This is a genomic window from Gluconobacter cerinus, assembly GCF_025961355.1.
In the GTDB taxonomy this organism is placed as follows: domain Bacteria; phylum Pseudomonadota; class Alphaproteobacteria; order Acetobacterales; family Acetobacteraceae; genus Gluconobacter; species Gluconobacter cerinus.
Map to the genome: position 1 here is coordinate 2,132,366 of NZ_JAOQNM010000001.1, position 18,544 is coordinate 2,150,909.

The following is an 18,544-nucleotide window of genomic DNA, read 5'->3' on the forward strand; positions in this document are numbered from 1 at the left end:
GACGCCTCAGGGAAACCGACAGGAAAGTGGATCACCCGTGCGGAACAGACTGATTCTTCTTGGTGTCGTGGTGGTTGCCATTGTGCTGGCTGCCTGGGGTATCGTTGAAAGAGGCGTGCACTATCATTCGCTCAGCGGTGTGACTGAAGAAGCGGCCATTCCGCCGGTAACGCTGATTTCTCCGCAGCCTGGGCCGAAAACGCGTCAGGTAGATCTGCCTGCCAATCTGGCAGCCTGGTATGAAGCGCCGATTTACGCTCAGGTCTCCGGCTATGTGAAAATGTGGTACAAGGACTACGGCGCGCATGTGAAGCGTGGTGATGTTCTGGCTGAAATCAATACGCCAAGCATTGATGCCCAGTTCCAGGCGGCCAAGGCGCAATATAACGTCAAACTGGCGCGCTATAATCTGGCCGTTATCACGACTCAGCGCTGGACTGCTCTGAAGGGGACGCAGGCTGTTTCCCGGCAGGAAGTGGACGTGCAGGCTGCAAATGCAGCGGCACAGAAAGCTGAACTGGAAGCTGCCGAGCATGAAGTCGAGCGGTTTCAGGCGCTGGAAGACTTCAAGAAAATTGTCGCTCCATTTGATGGAATCGTGACGTCACGTCTGGTGAACGTCGGTGACTATGTGAATGCAGGGGGTGGAAACGTGAACTCGCGCGGAACAGCCTCAGAGCTGTTTTCGGTGGCAGATGTTCATCGGATGCGCGTTTTCGTCTCTGTTCCGCAGGATTTTGCGAGCGTTATTTCGCCTAAAATTACGGCTGATCTGTCTGTTCCGCAGTATCCAGGGCGCCGCTTCCGCGCCACGTTCCTGGCAACGGCAAACGCGTTCAATGCGTCTACGCGAACTGTGACGACAGAGCTAACGATCGGGAATGAGGACAATCTTCTCTGGCCGAATTCCTACGCAACAGCTCATATCGCTGCTCCCGGCAATCCGGACATTTTGATTCTTCCCGAGGGCGCTATCATTTTCCGGGCCCAGGGAATGCAGGTTGCCAAAGTTATCAACGGACATGTCCATCTGGTCAGCGTCACGGTTGGTATCAACTTCGGGACGACTGTGCAGATCCTGAGTGGTGTGACGAAGGATGACCAGCTTATTGCCAACCCGACCGCTGATCTGCTGGAAGGGGATGAGGTTCGTGTTGTGCCAACGACACCGGGCTATAACATTCCGACCAAGGCTCAGCAGGAAGAGGACCAGAAATCTGTGCGTTCGCATGATGCCAATCCGGATGAGGCTGGATCCCGTTGATGAGATTGACTGATCGCAAGCGCGGATATTTCTCCAGGCCTCGCCGTCATGTGGCGACGGCTTTGGCTGGTGTCCTATCCATCGGTCTGGCGTCCTGCAATCTGGCGCCAGAGTACCATCCCCAGAAATTTCTCTATCCGGAAGGCTGGGAAGGGAAGGGGGTCATGGGCAACGCCCGTCCTGCGGATGATGCGCTCCGCAGTGACTGGTGGACGATGTTCAAGGACCCTATCCTGAACGAGATGGAAACGCGGATGCTGCAGGTCAATCCGGACCTGCAAGCCGCAGCGGAAGCCTTTACCCAAGCCCGGGACGTTGCGCGAGAGGCGGAGAGCAAGCTCTATCCGCAGCTCACCGGTGCAGCTCATATGAGCTATAACAAGGGCTCGGTCGGGCGGTTGTATAACAATCCGAGAACCAGTTCGTCGCTCGTGTATGAGTCAAATCAGGCTTATAGCGGTGCTGCAACCTGGGAGCCCGATTTCTGGGACTCCATCCGTAACTCAACACGGATGGAGAAAAACCTCGCTCAGGCAACGGCCGCAGAATATGCGTCCGCCAAGCTGAGCCTGGAGGCGGAGCTCGCCAGCGATTATATCGCGTTGCGGGGGCTTGATGCCCAGAATGCGGTTTATGAAGACTCAATCCATTACTTTAAGGCCGCAGTAGAAATTACGGAGCTGCGTCAGGCTGGTGCTATTGGCGCGGGACTTGACGTTTCGCGTGCGCAGAATCAGCTGTTTTCAGCCATGGCCGCTCAGAGCACTCTGGTTGCAGATCGCAGAGTGATGGAAAATGCGATCGCCGTGCTGCTGAATACAGCGCCTGCGGGTTTCCATATTGCGCCAGTTCGCGACGTGAAAATGCGGTTTGGTGTCGTGAAGGTAAATCCGGGCTTCCCGTCGTCCCTGCTGGAGCGGCGTCCGGATATTGCATCAGCTGAACGACATATGGCCGCAGCCTCCCGGGCGATAGGCATATCACGCGCAGCGTTCTATCCGCATATTACGTTGAGCGCGGATGGTGGCTTTGAGGATGGCGGATTTGATCTTGCCAGTGTCTCCCGGGCATTCTGGAAAATTGCAGTTCAAGCTGTGGAGCCGGCATTTACGGGTGGACTACGGCGTGCAGCGTTGCAGCGGGCGTGGTCTCAATATCGGGCTTCAGTTGATGACTATCGCGGCGTTGTCCTGTCTGCGTTTCAGGACGTGGAAAACGGTCTGACCCAGAGCGGGCAATACAAAATTGCTCAGGACCAGCAGCAGAAAGCTGTTGAGGCCGCATTGCGGACGCAGAGCATGACCATGGCGCTCTACACAGGTGGATTGTCGAATTACCTGGATGCTCTCGTAGCGCAGCAGGATGCGCTTCAGGCACGGCTGGGGCTGGTTCAGACGCAGACGTCACAGATACAGGCGACAGTCCGTCTTGTGCGCTCTCTGGGCGGCGGATGGGATGCCAGTGAGCTTCCAGGCGTGAAGCAGATCGATCCGTTTGGTGCGTTCCAGTATGAAGGATTGCACAAGCCGGCACCTGTGGCGGGAATTGATGCCCATGAGTCTGCAGCTGACAACGACCTGAGCGGAGACAAAGGGACGAAAAATGTCCGCGGAGGGTTGACGCACTAGGCTAAACCAGTCTAGGGGACCGCCTCACTTCGAACGCGGGAGGGGGCGGCTGTGTCCGACTCCGTTGTCACCGCGGTTCGGGAACGACAAACAGGGGAGTCCCGGATATGGCCAAAAAAGTTGTTGGCTACATCAAGCTTCAGATCCCGGCTGGTAAAGCCAACCCGTCTCCGCCGGTAGGTCCGGCACTGGGTCAGCGCGGCCTGAACATCATGCAGTTCTGCAAAGAGTTCAACGCGAAGACGCAGCAGCTTGAGCCAGGTATGCCGATCCCGGTGGTTATCACCGCGTATGCAGACCGTACGTTCTCCTTCATCACGAAGACCCCGCCGAACACGTACTTCCTTCTGAAGGCCGCCAAGATTTCCAAGGGCAGCCAGACGGTTGGTAAGGCTGCGGCTGTTGGTTCCGTGACGACGTCTCAGCTTCGCGAGATTGCTGAAACGAAGTTCAAGGACATGAACGCCAACGATCTCGATGGCGCCGTGCGTATGCTCGCCGGCTCCGCGAAGTCGATGGGCCTGAACGTGGTGGAGGGCTGATATCATGGCCAAGAACAAGCGTCTGAATGCTGCGCAGGCTACTGTCGAGCGCAACAAGCCATATGCCCTTTCCGAAGCTGTTGCTCTGGTGAAGAGCAACGCCAAGGCAAAGTTCGATGAGACTATCGAAATCTCCCTGAACCTTGGTATTGACCCGCGTCATGCTGATCAGATGGTTCGTGGTCTGATCTCCCTGCCGAACGGCACGGGCAAGACACTTCGCGTTGGCGTGTTCGCACGTGGCGCCAAGGCTGAAGAAGCTTTGGCAGCTGGTGCAGAAGTTGTTGGTGCGGAAGACCTGGCTGAAAAGATCCAGGCTGGCGAAATCGCTTTCGACCGCTGCATTGCAACGCCTGACATGATGGCTCTCGTTGGTCGTCTCGGTAAGGTTCTTGGTCCGCGTGGCCTGATGCCGAACCCGCGTCTCGGCACGGTAACGATGGACGTCAAGGGTGCGATCACGGCTGCCAAGTCCGGTCAGGTTGAGTATCGCGCTGAAAAAGCCGGTATCATCCATGCCGGCGTTGGTAAGGCTTCTTTCGATGAAGCCAAGCTGGTCGAGAACATCAAGGCTCTGGTCGATGCCGTTCAGAAGGCTCGTCCGTCTGGCGCCAAGGGTACCTACATGAAGAAGGCAGCGCTGTCTTCCACGATGGGTCCGGGCGTCCGCGTTGACGTGTCCTCCTTCGAGGCTTGATTGAATTGAGGGCTTTCTGTAGAAAGCCCTCAACAAGGAATGACGCCATGTTTCGGCATGGTGGCGTAGGGGTAATTCGTTCGCGAATTGCTTCCAAACCTGTCCAAGACCGCACGTAGCACCTCTGGTGCTTTAAATGCTCCCTTCGTGGAGTGGCGAGCGTCAGGCGGGGCGCCAGTGTTTCAGTGGCTTTGCCAGGATGCACTGGGTTCGCTCACTTCTGTGGACAGGCGAGCGGGGTATTTTCCGGAAACGGGGGTATCCCATGGGTAACTTGGTCCGGATCGTTCCGGACTGACGAGGAGACAGGTTTTGGACCGTACGGAAAAGCGGGCCTTTGTCGAGTTCCTCGCCGATGTGTTCAACAGCACGTCCATGGTTGTCGTCACCCAGAACAAGGGTCTGACGGTTGCTGATGTGACGGAGCTGCGTCGACGCATTCGTGCGGCAGGTGCGACATATAAGGTTGCGAAGAACCGGCTGGCCAGCCGCGCTCTGGATGGGACCCAATTCGACGGCATCGCGCCGCTGCTCAAGGGGCCAACCGCCCTGGCTTGGTCTGAAGACCCGGTTGCAGTTGCAAAGGTGATCGTCGAGTTCGCCAAGACGAATGACAAGCTTGTAGTGCTCGGTGGCTCCCTTGGTTCCCAGACGCTTGACGTCGCTGGAATCAAGACACTTGCCGAGCTGCCGTCTCTGGACGAACTGCGTGCGAAGCTGGTGGGTATGATTCAGACCCCCGCTACGCGTATCGCAGGTGTTGTTCAGGCTCCGGCAGGCCAGCTTGCTCGCGTCTTCGGCGCCTATGCCAAGACCGGCGAAGCCGCCTAAGAGTAAAATCAATGCTGCGGCGTAGATTTGAACCCAATCAAACAGTGCATCACGTAGGATAAGACCATGGCCGATCTGGCAAAGATTGTTGAAGAGCTATCCGCTCTTACCGTTCTCGAAGCTGCTGAGCTTTCCAAGCTTCTCGAAGAGAAGTGGGGCGTTTCCGCTGCTGCTCCAGTAGCTGTTGCTGCTGGCCCGGCTGCTGCTGCAGCTCCTGCTGAAGAGCAGACCGAGTTCACTGTTGTTCTGGCCGCTGCTGGCGACAAGAAGATCAACGTGATTAAGGAAATCCGTGGCATCACGGGCCTGGGTCTGAAGGAAGCTAAGGACCTGGTTGAAGGCGCACCGAAGACCGTCAAGGAAGGCGTGTCCAAGGACGAAGCCGAGAAGATCAAGAAGACCCTGGAAGACAACGGCGCCAAGGTCGAAATCAAGTAATCAACTTGATCGGGTCGTTTCCTCTCTGAGGGGACGGCCTCTGCGAAAGCAGACGGATAGGGCGGGGATCGCATGCGGTTCCCGCCCGATTTGCCGTTGGTGGAAATAAGAGTATAATACGCGGCTCGCTACGTATTGAAATTACTGAAAGCCGGTCGTTCCGGTCGTCCGTGTCGTGTCAGACGTTCGTCTGACAATGAAATCCCGGGCGACTCGAAGGTCTGGTGCAGAGGGCAAGATAGATGAACGCGATCACCAAATCGTTCACGGGACGCAAGAGGATCCGCAAAAGCTTCGGGCGCATTCCCGAAATTGCGCCGATGCCCAATCTGATCGATGTGCAGCGCGCGTCCTACGAAGCGTTCCTGCAAATGAACGTGAGTCCTGACAGCCGTCAGAACTCCGGTCTGCAGGAAGTCTTCCGTTCGGTTTTTCCAATCAATGACTTTGCTGGTCGCGGTCGTCTGGACTTCGTGTCTTACGAGTTCGAAGAGCCGAAGTATGACGTTGAAGAGTGCATTCAGCGCGGTCTGACATTTGCAGCTCCGCTGAAGGTTATCCTCCGTCTTACGACTTGGGATATCGATGAAGACACAGGTTCACGCTCCATTCATGATTTGAAGGAACAGCCGGTTTACATGGGCGACATGCCGCTCATGACCAACAATGGCACCTTCATTATCAATGGTACCGAGCGTGTCATCGTTTCTCAGATGCATCGTAGCCCGGGCGTCTTCTTCGATCATGATAAGGGCAAGACGCATTCTTCGGGCAAGTATCTTTTTGCCGCCCGTGTGATTCCGTATCGTGGTTCGTGGCTGGACTTTGAATTCGATGCAAAGGACCTGATTTACGTCCGCATCGATCGCAAGCGTAAGCTTCCAGTTACGACGCTGCTTTATGCTCTTGAGGGCGCGAACTATATCGCCCAACGCGAAGAGAAGATTGCAGAAGGCGGTGATGTCGAAGGTCTAGACATCCGGGGTATGGACCAGGATGAAATCCTGTCTTACTTCTACGACATGGTCACCTTTACGCGCATGGGTGACGGCTGGGCACGTCCGTTCGAGCCTGATGCGTTCCGCGGCCAGAAGCTGCTGAGCCCGTTGGTTGACGCTGATACCGGTGAAGTCGTTGCTGAAGCCGATGCCAAGCTGACAGCGCGCATGGTTCGCAAGATTGCTGAAAAGACCCGTGTAGTTCAGGTCGGCCGTCTTGACGTTCTTGGCTGCTATCTTGCCCATGATCTCATCAATGAGAACACTGGCGAGATCTACGGTGAAGCTGGTGAAGAGCTGACGGAAGACCGTCTGGCAGCACTTGAAGAGCTGGGAATTACAGAGCTTCCAACGCTTTCCATCGATGGTTCGCACGGTCCTTGGATCCGCAACACGCTCTCAGTTGATAAGAACACGAGCCGTGACGAAGCACTGATCGATATCTATCGTATCATGCGTCCGGGCGAGCCGCCGACCAAGGAAACCGCTGAAGCGATGTTCCGCGGTCTGTTCTTTGACCAGGATCGCTACGACCTTTCGTCTGTTGGTCGTGTCAAGATGAACATGCGTCTTGATGTAGACGCTCCGGACACCCTGCGCGTTCTGCGCAAGGAAGATATCCTGCGTACCATCAAGATCATGTGCGATCTGAAGGATGGTCGTGGCCAGATCGACGATATCGATAACCTTGGTAACCGTCGCGTTCGCTCTGTCGGCGAGCTGATGGAAAACCAGTATCGCGTTGGCTTGCTTCGTATGGAGCGTGCCATCCGCGAACGCATGGGCTCCGTCGATATCGATACGGTCATGCCGCATGATCTGATTAACGCCAAGCCTGCGGCTGCTGCCGTACGTGAGTTCTTCGGGTCGTCGCAGCTGAGCCAGTTCATGGATCAGACAAACCCGCTTTCCGAAGTGACGCACAAGCGTCGTCTCTCGGCGCTTGGCCCGGGCGGTCTGACCCGTGAGCGCGCAGGCTTCGAAGTTCGTGACGTCCATCCGACGCATTACGGTCGTATCTGCCCAATTGAGACGCCTGAAGGCCCGAACATTGGTCTGATCAACTCGCTTTCGACCTATGCCAAGGTCAATAAGTACGGCTTCATTGAGACACCGTATCGTCTTGTGAAGGACGGCATTCTTCAGGATGGCTGGAAATATCTTTCCGCCATGGAAGAAGAGAAGCTTGTTGTTGCCCAGGCCGATGCGAAGCAGAGCGCCGATGGCCATCTGACGGACGAACTGGTCTCGGTTCGTAAGTCTGGTGACTTCCGCGTTGTTCCGCCTGAGCAGGTTACGGCTTGCGACGTATCACCGAAGCAGCTTGTGTCTGTTGCTGCGGCTCTCATTCCGTTCCTTGAGAACGATGACGCGAACCGCGCCCTGATGGGTGCGAACATGCAGCGTCAGGCCGTTCCGCTGGTGAAGGCTGATGCCCCACTGGTTGGTACGGGCATGGAAGCAGCCGTTGCACGTGACTCTGGTGCGACAATCGTCGCCAAGCGTGACGGTATTATCGACCAGATCGATGGTGCCCGTATCGTTGTCCGTGCTACCGACGATGCCGGTGCAACTCAGGGCGTCGATATTTATCGCCTTCGCAAGTACATGCGTTCGAACCAGTCGACCTGCATCAACCAGCGCCCGCTGGTGAAAGTTGGTGATACGGTTCATGCTGGCGACATCATTGCTGACGGTCCGTCCACGGAACTGGGTGAACTGGCTCTGGGTCGTAACGTGCTCGTCGCGTTCATGCCTTGGAACGGTTACAACTTCGAAGACTCCATCCTGATTTCTGAGCGTATTGCTCGTGATGACGTGTTCACCTCGATTCATATCGAGGAATTCGAAGTCATGGCTCGTGATACGAAGCTGGGTCAGGAAGAAATTACGCGCGACATTCCTAATGTCGGCGAAGAAGCTCTTCGTAACCTTGACGAGGCTGGCATTGTTTATGTCGGTGCAGAGGTTAATCCGGGCGACATTCTTGTTGGTAAGGTGACACCAAAGGGCGAAAGCCCGATGACGCCGGAAGAGAAGCTTCTGCGTGCCATTTTTGGTGAAAAGGCTTCTGACGTTCGTGATACGTCTCTGAAGCTTCCACCTGGAACGACTGGAACGATCGTTGATGTTCGTGTCTTCTCGCGCCGCGGCGTGGACAAGGACGAACGTGCCATGGCCATCGAACGCGCTGAAATCGAGCGTCTGACGAAGGACCGTGATGATGAGCGTTCCATTCAGGAGCGTAGCTTCCACAACCGTCTGCGTGAGCGTCTGGTTGGTGAAGTGGCAGGAGCAGGCTTCAAGGGGATCCGTGCAGGAACGCCGATCACAGTAGAGGTGCTTGATGAGCATCCTCGCGCTGCATGGCGGAACGTCACGGTTGCTTCTGACGAAGTCACCGCCGAGCTTGAGACCCTGCGTTCAGAGTTCGACGAAGCTGTTCGCCTCATTAACTCTCGCTTTGAGAACAAGGTCGAGAAGCTTCAGCGTGGTGATGAACTGCCGCCTGGGGTGATGAAGATGGTTAAGGTCTTCGTCGCTGTGAAGCGTAAGCTTCAGCCTGGCGATAAGATGGCCGGTCGCCATGGTAACAAGGGTGTTGTTTCCCGTGTTGTGCCAGTCGAGGACATGCCGTTCCTGGAGAACGGTCAGGCGGTTGATATCGTTCTCAATCCGCTTGGTGTGCCGTCTCGTATGAACATCGGTCAGATCCTTGAAACCCATCTGGGTTGGGCATGCGCCAATATTGGCGCAAGCATCGGGGAAATGGTCGACGAGTATCAGCGGTCTGGCGAGCGTAAGCAGGAACTGCTTGATCGCCTGCGTGATGTCTATGGCGACGAAGTGTTCGAGACGGATGTGGCAACGCTTCCTAACGAGCAGCTTGTCGAGCTGGCCAATAACCTCCGCAAGGGCCTGCCAATTGCTACGCCTGTTTTCGATGGGGCTTCCATCCCCGATATCGAAAACATGCTGGAGAAGGCTGGCGTTGATAAGTCTGGCCAGTCCCAGCTGATCGATGGTCGTACAGGCGAGCTGTTCGAGCGTAAGACGACAGTTGGCTACATCTACATGCTGAAGCTGCATCACCTTGTCGACGACAAGATCCATGCACGTTCGATCGGTCCTTACTCGCTTGTTACGCAGCAGCCGCTGGGTGGTAAGGCGCAGTTCGGTGGTCAGCGCTTCGGTGAGATGGAAGTGTGGGCACTTGAGGCGTATGGCGCAGCATATACGCTGCAGGAAATGCTGACGGTGAAGTCGGATGACGTGTCCGGCCGTACCAAGGTTTATGAGGCGATCGTGCGTGAGCAGGATGACTTCGAGGCCGGTATTCCTGAGAGCTTCAACGTTCTGATCAAGGAACTGAAGTCGCTCGGTCTGAATGTCGAACTTGAGCAGGGCGCCGCTTAATTGGCGTCTCTGCTGCTCGCTTTACGGTTCAATTTTGACGCGCCCGCAGGACGCTGCGGCGCGCATTGGGGTTTCGGCGCATGAACGAACTCATGAAGATCCTGGGTCAGGCTGGCCAGTCGGTAGCCTTCGATCAGATCAAGATCCAGCTTGCTTCCAGCGAGCAGATCCGTTCCTGGTCTTACGGTGAAATCAAAAAGCCGGAGACCATTAATTACCGGACGTTCAAGCCTGAGCGTGACGGCCTTTTCTGTGCGCGTATTTTTGGTCCGATCAAGGACTACGAATGCCTGTGCGGAAAATACAAGCGGATGAAGTTCCGCGGCATCGTCTGTGAAAAGTGCGGTGTTGAAGTTACGCTGGCGAAGGTTCGCCGTGAGCGTATGGGCCATATCGAGCTCGCTTCACCTGTTGCACATATCTGGTTCCTGAAGTCGCTTCCTAGCCGTATTGCTACGATGATGGATATGGCTCTCAAGGATGTTGAGCCAGTTCTGTACTTCGAGAAGTTCCTTGTGCTCGACAAGGGAGTCTGTGACTCCGATCAAATTGAGTCTTACAAGAACGGCAAGAAGCGCGACCAGTACCTTCTGGACGAAGTACGCTGTGAAGATCTTCTGGATGAATATCCGGATGCAGGCATCGACGTCGGTATCGGCGCTGAAGCCATCAAGCGTGCACTTTCCACGTATGACTGGGGTATTCCTAACGCTCAGGAGCGTGAACTGAGCCTTGCCGCTAAGGCAAAGGGCTTGGCGGATCCGTTTGACTATGACGCTGAGGTCATGGAAGGCGATTCCGAAAAGACGATGATGCGCAAGAAGCTGCGCAAGGCAACGTCCGAGGCTGCTCGCAAGAAGCTGGTCAAGCGTCTGAAGCTCGTTGAGGCATTCGTTGAGAGTGGTTCACGTCCGGATTGGATGATCATGGACATTATTCCGGTGATCCCACCGGAACTGCGTCCGCTGGTCCCGCTGGATGGCGGTCGTTTTGCCACGTCCGATCTGAATGATCTGTATCGTCGCGTTATCAATCGTAATAACCGTCTGAAGCGTCTGATCGAGCTTCGTGCGCCGGACATTATTGTTCGCAACGAAAAGCGTATGCTTCAGGAATCTGTTGATGCGCTGTTCGATAACGGTCGTCGTGGACGTGCCATCACGGGTGCCAACAAGCGTCCGCTGAAGTCTCTGTCCGACATGCTAAAGGGCAAGCAGGGCCGTTTCCGTCAGAACCTTCTTGGTAAGCGCGTTGACTACTCTGGCCGTTCGGTCATCGTGGTTGGTCCGGAGCTGAAGCTGCACCAGTGCGGTCTTCCAAAGAAGATGGCGCTAGAGCTTTTCAAGCCATTCATCTACTCGAAGCTTGAGAAGTACGGTCACGCTACCACCATTAAAGCTGCAAAGCGTATGGTGGAGAAAGAGCGTCCGGAAGTTTGGGATATCCTCGAAGAGGTTATCCGCGAGCATCCTGTGATGCTGAACCGTGCGCCGACGCTTCACCGTCTTGGTATTCAGGCATTTGAGCCAACGCTGATCGAAGGGAAGGCTATCCAGCTTCACCCTCTGGTCTGTACCGCGTTCAATGCTGACTTTGACGGCGATCAGATGGCCGTGCACGTTCCGTTGTCGCTCGAGGCGCAGCTGGAAGCCCGCGTGCTGATGATGTCCACAAACAACATCCTCAGCCCGGCTAACGGTAAGCCGATTATCGTACCGTCTCAGGATATTGTTCTGGGTCTCTATTATCTGAGCCTTGAAGTTCCTGAGTATCGCGCAACGCCAGACGAAGCTGTTATCGAAGGCGACAAGGTCGTTAAGGCCGCGCCGCCGGCTTACTCGGATGTTGCAGAAATCGAGAGCGCAATGCTGTCGGGTACTCTGCAACTGCACGATAAGATTCGTCTGCGCCTGCCGACCGTTGATGAAAACGGTAAGCCGATCCGCCAGATGATCGTGACGACGCCAGGGCGCGCGCTTATTGCGCAAATCCTGCCGAAGCACCCAGCGATTCCGTTCAGCCTGATCAATAAGCAGCTAACGAAGAAGAACGTGTCTGACGTGATTGACACGGTCTACCGTCACTGTGGTCAGAAGGAAGCAGTGATCTTCTGTGACCGTTTGATGGGTCTTGGATTCCGTCATGCTGCCCGTGCCGGCATCTCCTTCGGCAAGGATGACATGATCATCCCGGCAGAGAAGGCGCCGCTGGTTGCCAAGACTTCGGAAGAGGTCAAGGAATTCGAGCAGCAGTATCAGGATGGTCTGATCACCGCTGGCGAGCGCTATAACAAGGTGGTTGACGCATGGTCACGTTGCACGGACGAAGTCCAGGCAGCCATGCTGAAGGAAATCTCCAAGCAGGTTATCGGTAAGCCGACCAACTCTGTCTGGATGATGAGCCACTCCGGTGCTCGTGGGTCGCCAGCCCAGATGAAGCAGCTCGCTGGTATGCGCGGTCTGATGGTGAAGCCTTCGGGCGAAATTATCGAACAGCCGATTATCGCGAACTTCAAAGAAGGTCTGTCGGTTCTCGATTACTTCACGTCCAGCCATGGTGCTCGTAAGGGCCTCGCGGATACGGCTCTGAAGACTGCAAACTCGGGTTATCTGACGCGTCGTCTCGTTGACGTTGCCCAGGATTGCATCATTGTTGAGCCGGATTGCGGTACTGAACGCGGCCTGACGGTTCGTGCAGTTATGGATAGTGGCGAAGTCGTCGCTTCGCTGTCTGAGCGTATTCTAGGACGTACGACGTCCAAGGATGTGCTGCATCCGGTGACGCATGAAGTTCTGCTTCCGCGCAACACCCTGATCGAGGAGCCTGAAGCCGAGCTCATCGAGAAGGCCGGCGTCGAGAGCATGGAGATCCGCTCGGTTCTGACATGCGATAGCCGCGTTGGTATCTGTGCGCATTGCTATGGTCGTGATCTGGCTCGCGGTACGCCAGTGAACATCGGTGAAGCTGTCGGCGTTATCGCCGCTCAGTCCATCGGTGAGCCTGGTACGCAGCTGACGATGCGTACCTTCCATATTGGTGGTGCAGCAACGCGTGGCGCCGAGCAGTCGATGGTCGAAGCCTCCCGTGATGGACGTGTGACGATCAAGAACCGCAACGTGGTTGAGAACTCTCAGAAGGTTCTGGTGGTGATGTCGCGTAACTGCGAAATCCTGCTGACCGATGAGAACGGTGTCGAGCGTGCCCGTTATCGTGTGCCTTATGGTGCACGTCTGATGGTGGGCGAGGGTGAGGCCGTTGCACGTGGTCAGAAGATGGCCGAGTGGGACCCGTACACCCTTCCAATCATCACCGAGCAGGCTGGTACTGTTGAATACCTTGACCTGATCGACAGCATCACGCTTGTCGAACGTATGGATGAGGTCACCGGCCTTAGCTCCAAGGTTGTGGTTGACTACAAGCAGGCTTCCAAGGGTGTTGATCTTCGTCCACGTCTGCAGCTCAAGGATGCTGCGGGCAATGTGGTCAAGCTCGCCAATGGTAATGATGCTCGGTACTTCCTCTCACCAGACAGTATTCTGTCGATTGAGAATGGTGCCGAAGTTCATGCTGGTGACGTGCTCGCGCGTATTCCGCGTGAAGGTTCCAAGACCCGTGACATTACCGGTGGTCTGCCGCGTGTTGCCGAACTGTTTGAAGCCCGCCGTCCGAAGGATCATGCGATCATTGCCGAAGGCGATGGTCGTATTGAGTTCGGGAAAGATTACAAGTCGAAGCGTTGCGTTATCGTGAAAAACGACGAGACCAGCGAAGAGACGCAGTATCTCATCCCGAAGGGCAAGCACGTTTCCGTTCAGGAAGGTGACTTTGTTCAGAAGGGTGATCCGCTGGTCGATGGTCCGCGTGTGCCGCATGACATCCTGAAAGTTATGGGTGTCGAGGCGCTCTCGGATTATCTGGTCAACGAAATTCAGGACGTCTATCGACTGCAGGGCGTGAAGATCAATGACAAGCACATCGAGGTCATTGTTCGTCAGATGCTGCAGAAGGTTGAAATTCTGGAGCCAGGGGATTCTACCTATCTGATCGGCGAGACCGTGGATCGGATTGAGTACGAGATCGAGAACCAGCGTCTTCAGGAAAACGGTGATACCCCAGCAGTGGCTATGCCGGTGCTACAGGGCATTACCAAGGCTTCTCTGCAGACGCAGTCCTTTATCTCGGCAGCATCCTTCCAGGAGACGACGCGCGTACTTACGGACGCTGCGACGTCTGGTAAGGTCGACACACTGAACGGTCTCAAGGAGAACGTGATCGTGGGTCGTCTGATCCCGGCCGGTACTGGTAGCGTTATGAACCGTCTGCGCGGCATTGCTGCCAGCCAGGATCGTCATCGCGTTGGCCGTTCAGCGGCTGAAGTGAAAGACGCGGCAGAATAATGAGAAACGCCTCTGTTCCTCTTTTAGAAGAAGAGCAGGGGGGAAATTGCGGCGATTCTAAAAACTCTCTCTTTAGAATCGCCGCAATTTTAGCCGAAACACTTGACTCAACGCGGAACCCTTCGTAGGTTCCGCGCCCTCGGCTACTCCCGTCTAATTAGGCGAAAAAAAGCCGTCGAAGACAAAGAATCGCATGTGGTGCCGCTACCCCGGATTCGGGGGATGCCAAGGCCGCACGCTACAAAAGGAGGGAAATGGCTTTTGCTGTTTCTCTTTCCAAATGTGGGATAGGCAGGCGGTTTAGCCGCATGTCGATTTGAATAAAATGTCATGGCAGAAAGTCTGGTGCTTTCTGTCCGGAATAGGACAAGGATTGGGAAGGGCGCATGCCGACCATCAACCAGTTGATCGCGAACGGCCGTGAGCCGGCCGCAAAGCGGAATAAGGTCCCTGCACTACAGGGATGCCCCCAGAAGCGTGGCGTATGCACGCGCGTGTACACGGTAACGCCAAAGAAGCCGAACTCCGCTCTGCGTAAGGTCGCCAAGGTGCGTCTGACCAACGGGTACGAGGTCGTAAGCTACATTCCGGGTGAAGGTCATAACCTTCAGGAACACAGTGTTGTTCTGATCCGTGGTGGGCGAGTGAAGGATCTTCCTGGTGTGCGTTATCACATCCTGCGAGGCGTGCTTGACACGCAGGGCATCGCTAAGCGTCGTCAGCGTCGTTCGCTGTACGGCGCGAAGCGTCCGAAGTAAGAGGTATTTGGAATGAGTCGCCGTCACCGCGCTGTAAAGCGTGAGATCCTTCCCGATCCAAAATTCGGAGACATCGTCATCACGCGCTTCATGAATGCGCTGATGTACGATGGAAAGAAATCCACCGCCGAAGGCATCGTTTACGGTGCTCTCGAGGTTCTGCGTCACCGTGGTGGTGCAACTGCTGACCCGGTGGCTATGTTCCACTCGGCTCTGGACAACGTGAAGCCGGCTGTTGAAGTCCGTTCACGTCGTGTCGGTGGTGCTACCTATCAGGTGCCTGTCGAAGTGCGCACTGAGCGCCGTCAGGCTCTGGCGATCCGGTGGTTGATCGATGCCTCCCGCAAGCGCGGTGAGAACACGATGCAGGAGCGCTTGTCCAACGAACTGATGGACGCGGTTAACAATCGTGGCGCTGCTGTAAAGAAGCGCGAAGACACCCACCGTATGGCTGAAGCCAACAAGGCATTCAGTCACTATCGCTGGTAATCAGAACCCGCTAAAGGGCTTCCGGCAGTATCTGGGAATCTAACAGGTACTGACTGGATGAACTTTCAGTCTTATCTCTGCCTCGTGGAAGGCAGGGTTTTGGAGAAAGACGATGGCAAAGGCTAAATTCGAGCGGAACAAGCCGCACTGCAACATTGGTACGATCGGTCACGTCGATCACGGCAAGACCTCGCTGACTGCTGCAATCACCAAGGTGCTGGCAAAGACCGGTGGTGCAACGTTCAGCGCATATGACCAGATCGACAAGGCTCCTGAAGAGCGCGCTCGTGGTATCACCATCTCCACGGCTCACGTTGAGTATGAGACGAAGAACCGTCACTACGCTCACGTCGACTGCCCTGGCCATGCTGACTACGTCAAGAACATGATCACCGGTGCCGCTCAGATGGATGGCGCAATCCTGGTTGTGTCCGCTGCTGACGGCCCGATGCCACAGACGCGTGAGCACATCCTGCTTGCCCGTCAGGTCGGTGTTCCTGCTCTGGTCGTGTTCCTGAACAAGGTCGATCAGGTTGATGACGAAGAGCTGCTCGAGCTCGTGGAAATGGAAGTTCGTGAGCTTCTGTCTTCCTACCAGTTCCCAGGCGACGATATCCCCATTGTCAAGGGTTCTGCTCTTGTGACTCTTGAAGATGGTGATGCCACCATCGGTGAAGATCGCGTTCTTGAGCTGATGGAAGCTGTAGACACCTACATTCCGCAGCCTGAGCGTCCGGTCGATCGTCCGTTCCTGATGCCGATCGAAGACGTATTCTCGATCTCTGGTCGTGGTACGGTTGTTACCGGCCGTGTCGAGCGTGGCGTTGTGAACGTTGGCGATGAAGTTGAAATCATCGGCCTGAAGGACACCATCAAGACAACCGTTACGGGCGTTGAGATGTTCCGCAAGCTGCTCGATCGCGGTGAAGCCGGTGATAACATCGGTGCACTGGTTCGTGGCACGAAGCGTGAAGACGTTGAGCGTGGTCAGGTTCTTGCAAAGCCAGGTTCCATTACGCCGCACAAGACGTTCAAGGCTGAGGCTTACATCCTCACAAAGGAAGAAGGTGGCCGTCATACGCCGTTCTTCACGAACTACCGCCCGCAGTTCTATTTCCGTACGACCGACGTCACTGGCGTCGTGACGCTGCCAGAAGGCACGGAAATGGTCATGCCGGGTGATAACGTAGCCATGGATGTCGAGCTGATTGCTCCGATCGCCATGGACGAAGGCCTCCGCTTCGCAATTCGCGAAGGTGGCCGCACCGTGGGTGCAGGCGTGGTTTCTTCAATCAGCGCCTAAGTCCTGCGTTTCGCCGTTGATATGGAAGCCCCGGCCAGATTTATTTCTGGCCGGGGTTCCCTTTCAGATGCAATGGCAGTAGGACGAGACCCGAATTTTTGAGTTGGACGAATTAAGACTATGGACAACCAGAACATCCGCATTCGCCTTAAGGCGTACGATCATCGAGTGCTGGACAACAGCACCAAAGAGATCGTAAACACGGCGAAGCGTACGGGTGCGCGGGTTCGGGGTCCGATCCCGCTGCCGACGCATATCGAACGTTTCACGGTGAACCGTTCGCCACACGTGGATAAGAAAAGCCGCGAGCAGTTCGAAATTCGGACTCACCGCCGGCTGCTCGACATTGTCGAGCCGACACCGCAGACCGTGGACGCCCTCATGAAGCTCGACCTCGCCGCTGGCGTTGATGTCGAGATCAAACTCTAAGGTCCAGACGATGCGTACCGGATTGATTGCAAAAAAGCTGGGGATGACCCGGCTGTTTAAAGAAGACGGCACTCATGTGCCTGTGACGGTCCTGCACCTTGACGAAGTTCAGGTTGTAGATACCCGCACGAATGAGCGTGATGGCTATACAGCCGTTCAGCTCGGTCTTGGTAATGCCAAGGTGAAGAATGTCACCAAGGCAAATCGTGGCCACTTTGCCCGTACCAAGGTTGAGCCGAAGAAGCACCTCGTAGAGTTCCGCGTTGCGGAAGATGCTCTGCTTGAGGCCGGCGCAAAGCTCTCCGCTAACCATTTCGTGGTTGGGCAGAAAGTTGATGTCACGGGCCAGAGTAAGGGTAAAGGTTTTGCGGGTGTTATGAAGCGTCATAACTTCGCTGGCCTTGAAGCCTCTCACGGCGTTTCCATTAGCCACCGTTCTCATGGTTCTACGGGCCAGCGCCAGGATCCTGGCAAGGTCTTCAAGGGCAAGAAGATGGCAGGTCATATGGGTGACGAGCGTGTTACAACGCTGAACCTGGAAGTGGCAGCCGTGGATGAAGAGCGTAACCTGATCATGGTCAGGGGTGCGATTCCTGGTGCGAAGAATAGCCTTGTGCTGATTCGCGATGCAATCAAGAAGGCTCGCCACGCCGATGCGCCGTACCCGGCTGCAGTCGTAGCGGCCGCCGGTTGAGGACGAGGGGCATGGAATACGATATCAAGACCCTCGATAATGGCAGCGCTGGCTCAGTCGCGCTTCCAGAAGAGATTTTCGCGGTTTCTCCGCGTGCCGACATCATGGCGCGAGTTGTTCACTGGCAGCTGGCTAAGCGCCGCGCTGGTACGCATCGCACCAAAGGCATGGGTGAAGTTTCTGGCACGACGAAGAAGCCGTTCCGCCAGAAGGGCACCGGTTCTGCACGTCAGGGCTCGCTGCGTGCGCCGCAGTTCCGTACGGGTGGCGTTGTTCATGGTCCGGTTGTCCGTGACCACGGATACGATCTGCCAAAGAAGGTTCGTCGTCTCGGCCTGATTTCTGCGCTGTCGCAGAAGGCTGCTGCTGGCAAGCTGGTTGTGCTCGATACCGCCAATGGCGTGAGCAAGACCCGTGAAGCTGCTGCTAAGCTCAAGGTTCTCGGCTGGTCCTCCGCGTTGATCGTGGATGGTGCGGTTGATGAGCAGTTTGCTCGTGCGGTTGCGAACCTGCCGAAGATTGACGTCCTGCCGACCATCGGCGCGAACGTCTATGACATCCTCAACCACGATGTACTGGTTATTACCCGTGCGGGTCTTGAGGGTCTTAAGGAGCGTCTGGCATGACCATCTCTATTGTCATGAACGCACGTAAGACAG

Annotated in this window: 14 protein-coding genes; all 14 read left to right on the forward strand. The window is 55.8% G+C overall.

Features of this window, described 5'->3' with window-relative positions:
• Positions 1–37: 37 nt before the first annotated feature.
• The 14 genes from M2305_RS09835 to rplD all read left to right on the forward strand — a co-directional run bounded on the left by M2305_RS09835 (position 38) and on the right by rplD (position 18,511).
• Positions 38–1,264: an efflux RND transporter periplasmic adaptor subunit gene (locus M2305_RS09835; protein WP_046901168.1), complete on the forward strand. Its 1,227-nt coding sequence runs from the start codon at positions 38–40 to the stop codon at positions 1,262–1,264.
• Positions 1,264–2,892, forward strand: coding sequence for an efflux transporter outer membrane subunit (locus tag M2305_RS09840; RefSeq protein WP_264649256.1), 1,629 nt, complete (start codon positions 1,264–1,266; stop codon positions 2,890–2,892). The genes M2305_RS09835 and M2305_RS09840 overlap by 1 nt, the downstream gene beginning before the upstream one ends.
• A gap of 107 nt (positions 2,893–2,999) precedes the next feature.
• Positions 3,000–3,434, forward strand: a complete 435-nt coding sequence (rplK, locus tag M2305_RS09845; RefSeq protein WP_046901169.1) for a 50S ribosomal protein L11 — start codon at positions 3,000–3,002, stop codon at positions 3,432–3,434.
• A gap of 4 nt (positions 3,435–3,438) precedes the next feature.
• On the forward strand, positions 3,439–4,131 hold the full coding sequence (rplA, locus tag M2305_RS09850) for a 50S ribosomal protein L1 (RefSeq protein WP_046901170.1): 693 nt from the start codon (positions 3,439–3,441) through the stop codon (positions 4,129–4,131).
• Between the two features lie 312 nt (positions 4,132–4,443).
• A complete protein-coding gene (gene rplJ, locus M2305_RS09855) occupies positions 4,444–4,962 on the forward strand; it encodes a 50S ribosomal protein L10 (protein ID WP_046901171.1) in 519 nt (172 codons plus the stop codon).
• A 66-nt stretch (positions 4,963–5,028) separates the two neighbouring features.
• The gene (rplL, locus tag M2305_RS09860) at positions 5,029–5,400 is read left to right on the forward strand and encodes a 50S ribosomal protein L7/L12 (protein ID WP_064275059.1); all 372 of its coding nucleotides are present in this window, start codon (positions 5,029–5,031) and stop codon (positions 5,398–5,400) included.
• A gap of 242 nt (positions 5,401–5,642) precedes the next feature.
• On the forward strand, positions 5,643–9,815 hold the full coding sequence (gene rpoB / locus M2305_RS09865) for a DNA-directed RNA polymerase subunit beta (protein WP_099213177.1): 4,173 nt from the start codon (positions 5,643–5,645) through the stop codon (positions 9,813–9,815).
• Between the two features lie 80 nt (positions 9,816–9,895).
• Positions 9,896–14,212, forward strand: coding sequence for a DNA-directed RNA polymerase subunit beta' (gene rpoC / locus M2305_RS09870; RefSeq protein WP_086632948.1), 4,317 nt, complete (start codon positions 9,896–9,898; stop codon positions 14,210–14,212).
• Positions 14,213–14,598: 386 nt separating this feature from the next.
• A complete protein-coding gene (gene rpsL, locus M2305_RS09875; protein WP_010502158.1) occupies positions 14,599–14,970 on the forward strand; it encodes a 30S ribosomal protein S12 in 372 nt (123 codons plus the stop codon).
• A gap of 12 nt (positions 14,971–14,982) precedes the next feature.
• Entirely contained in the window at positions 14,983–15,459 is a 477-nt protein-coding gene (gene rpsG / locus M2305_RS09880) for a 30S ribosomal protein S7 (RefSeq protein WP_046901175.1), read from the forward strand.
• 112 nt (positions 15,460–15,571) lie between these two features.
• A complete protein-coding gene (gene tuf / locus M2305_RS09885) occupies positions 15,572–16,762 on the forward strand; it encodes an elongation factor Tu (protein WP_086632949.1) in 1,191 nt (396 codons plus the stop codon).
• 120 nt (positions 16,763–16,882) lie between these two features.
• Positions 16,883–17,191: a 30S ribosomal protein S10 gene (gene rpsJ, locus M2305_RS09890; protein ID WP_007282720.1), complete on the forward strand. Its 309-nt coding sequence runs from the start codon at positions 16,883–16,885 to the stop codon at positions 17,189–17,191.
• Between the two features lie 10 nt (positions 17,192–17,201).
• On the forward strand, positions 17,202–17,885 hold the full coding sequence (rplC, locus tag M2305_RS09895; RefSeq protein WP_046901177.1) for a 50S ribosomal protein L3: 684 nt from the start codon (positions 17,202–17,204) through the stop codon (positions 17,883–17,885).
• A gap of 11 nt (positions 17,886–17,896) precedes the next feature.
• The gene (gene rplD / locus M2305_RS09900; protein WP_046901178.1) at positions 17,897–18,511 is read left to right on the forward strand and encodes a 50S ribosomal protein L4; all 615 of its coding nucleotides are present in this window, start codon (positions 17,897–17,899) and stop codon (positions 18,509–18,511) included.
• The last annotated feature ends 33 nt before the right edge of the window (positions 18,512–18,544 follow it).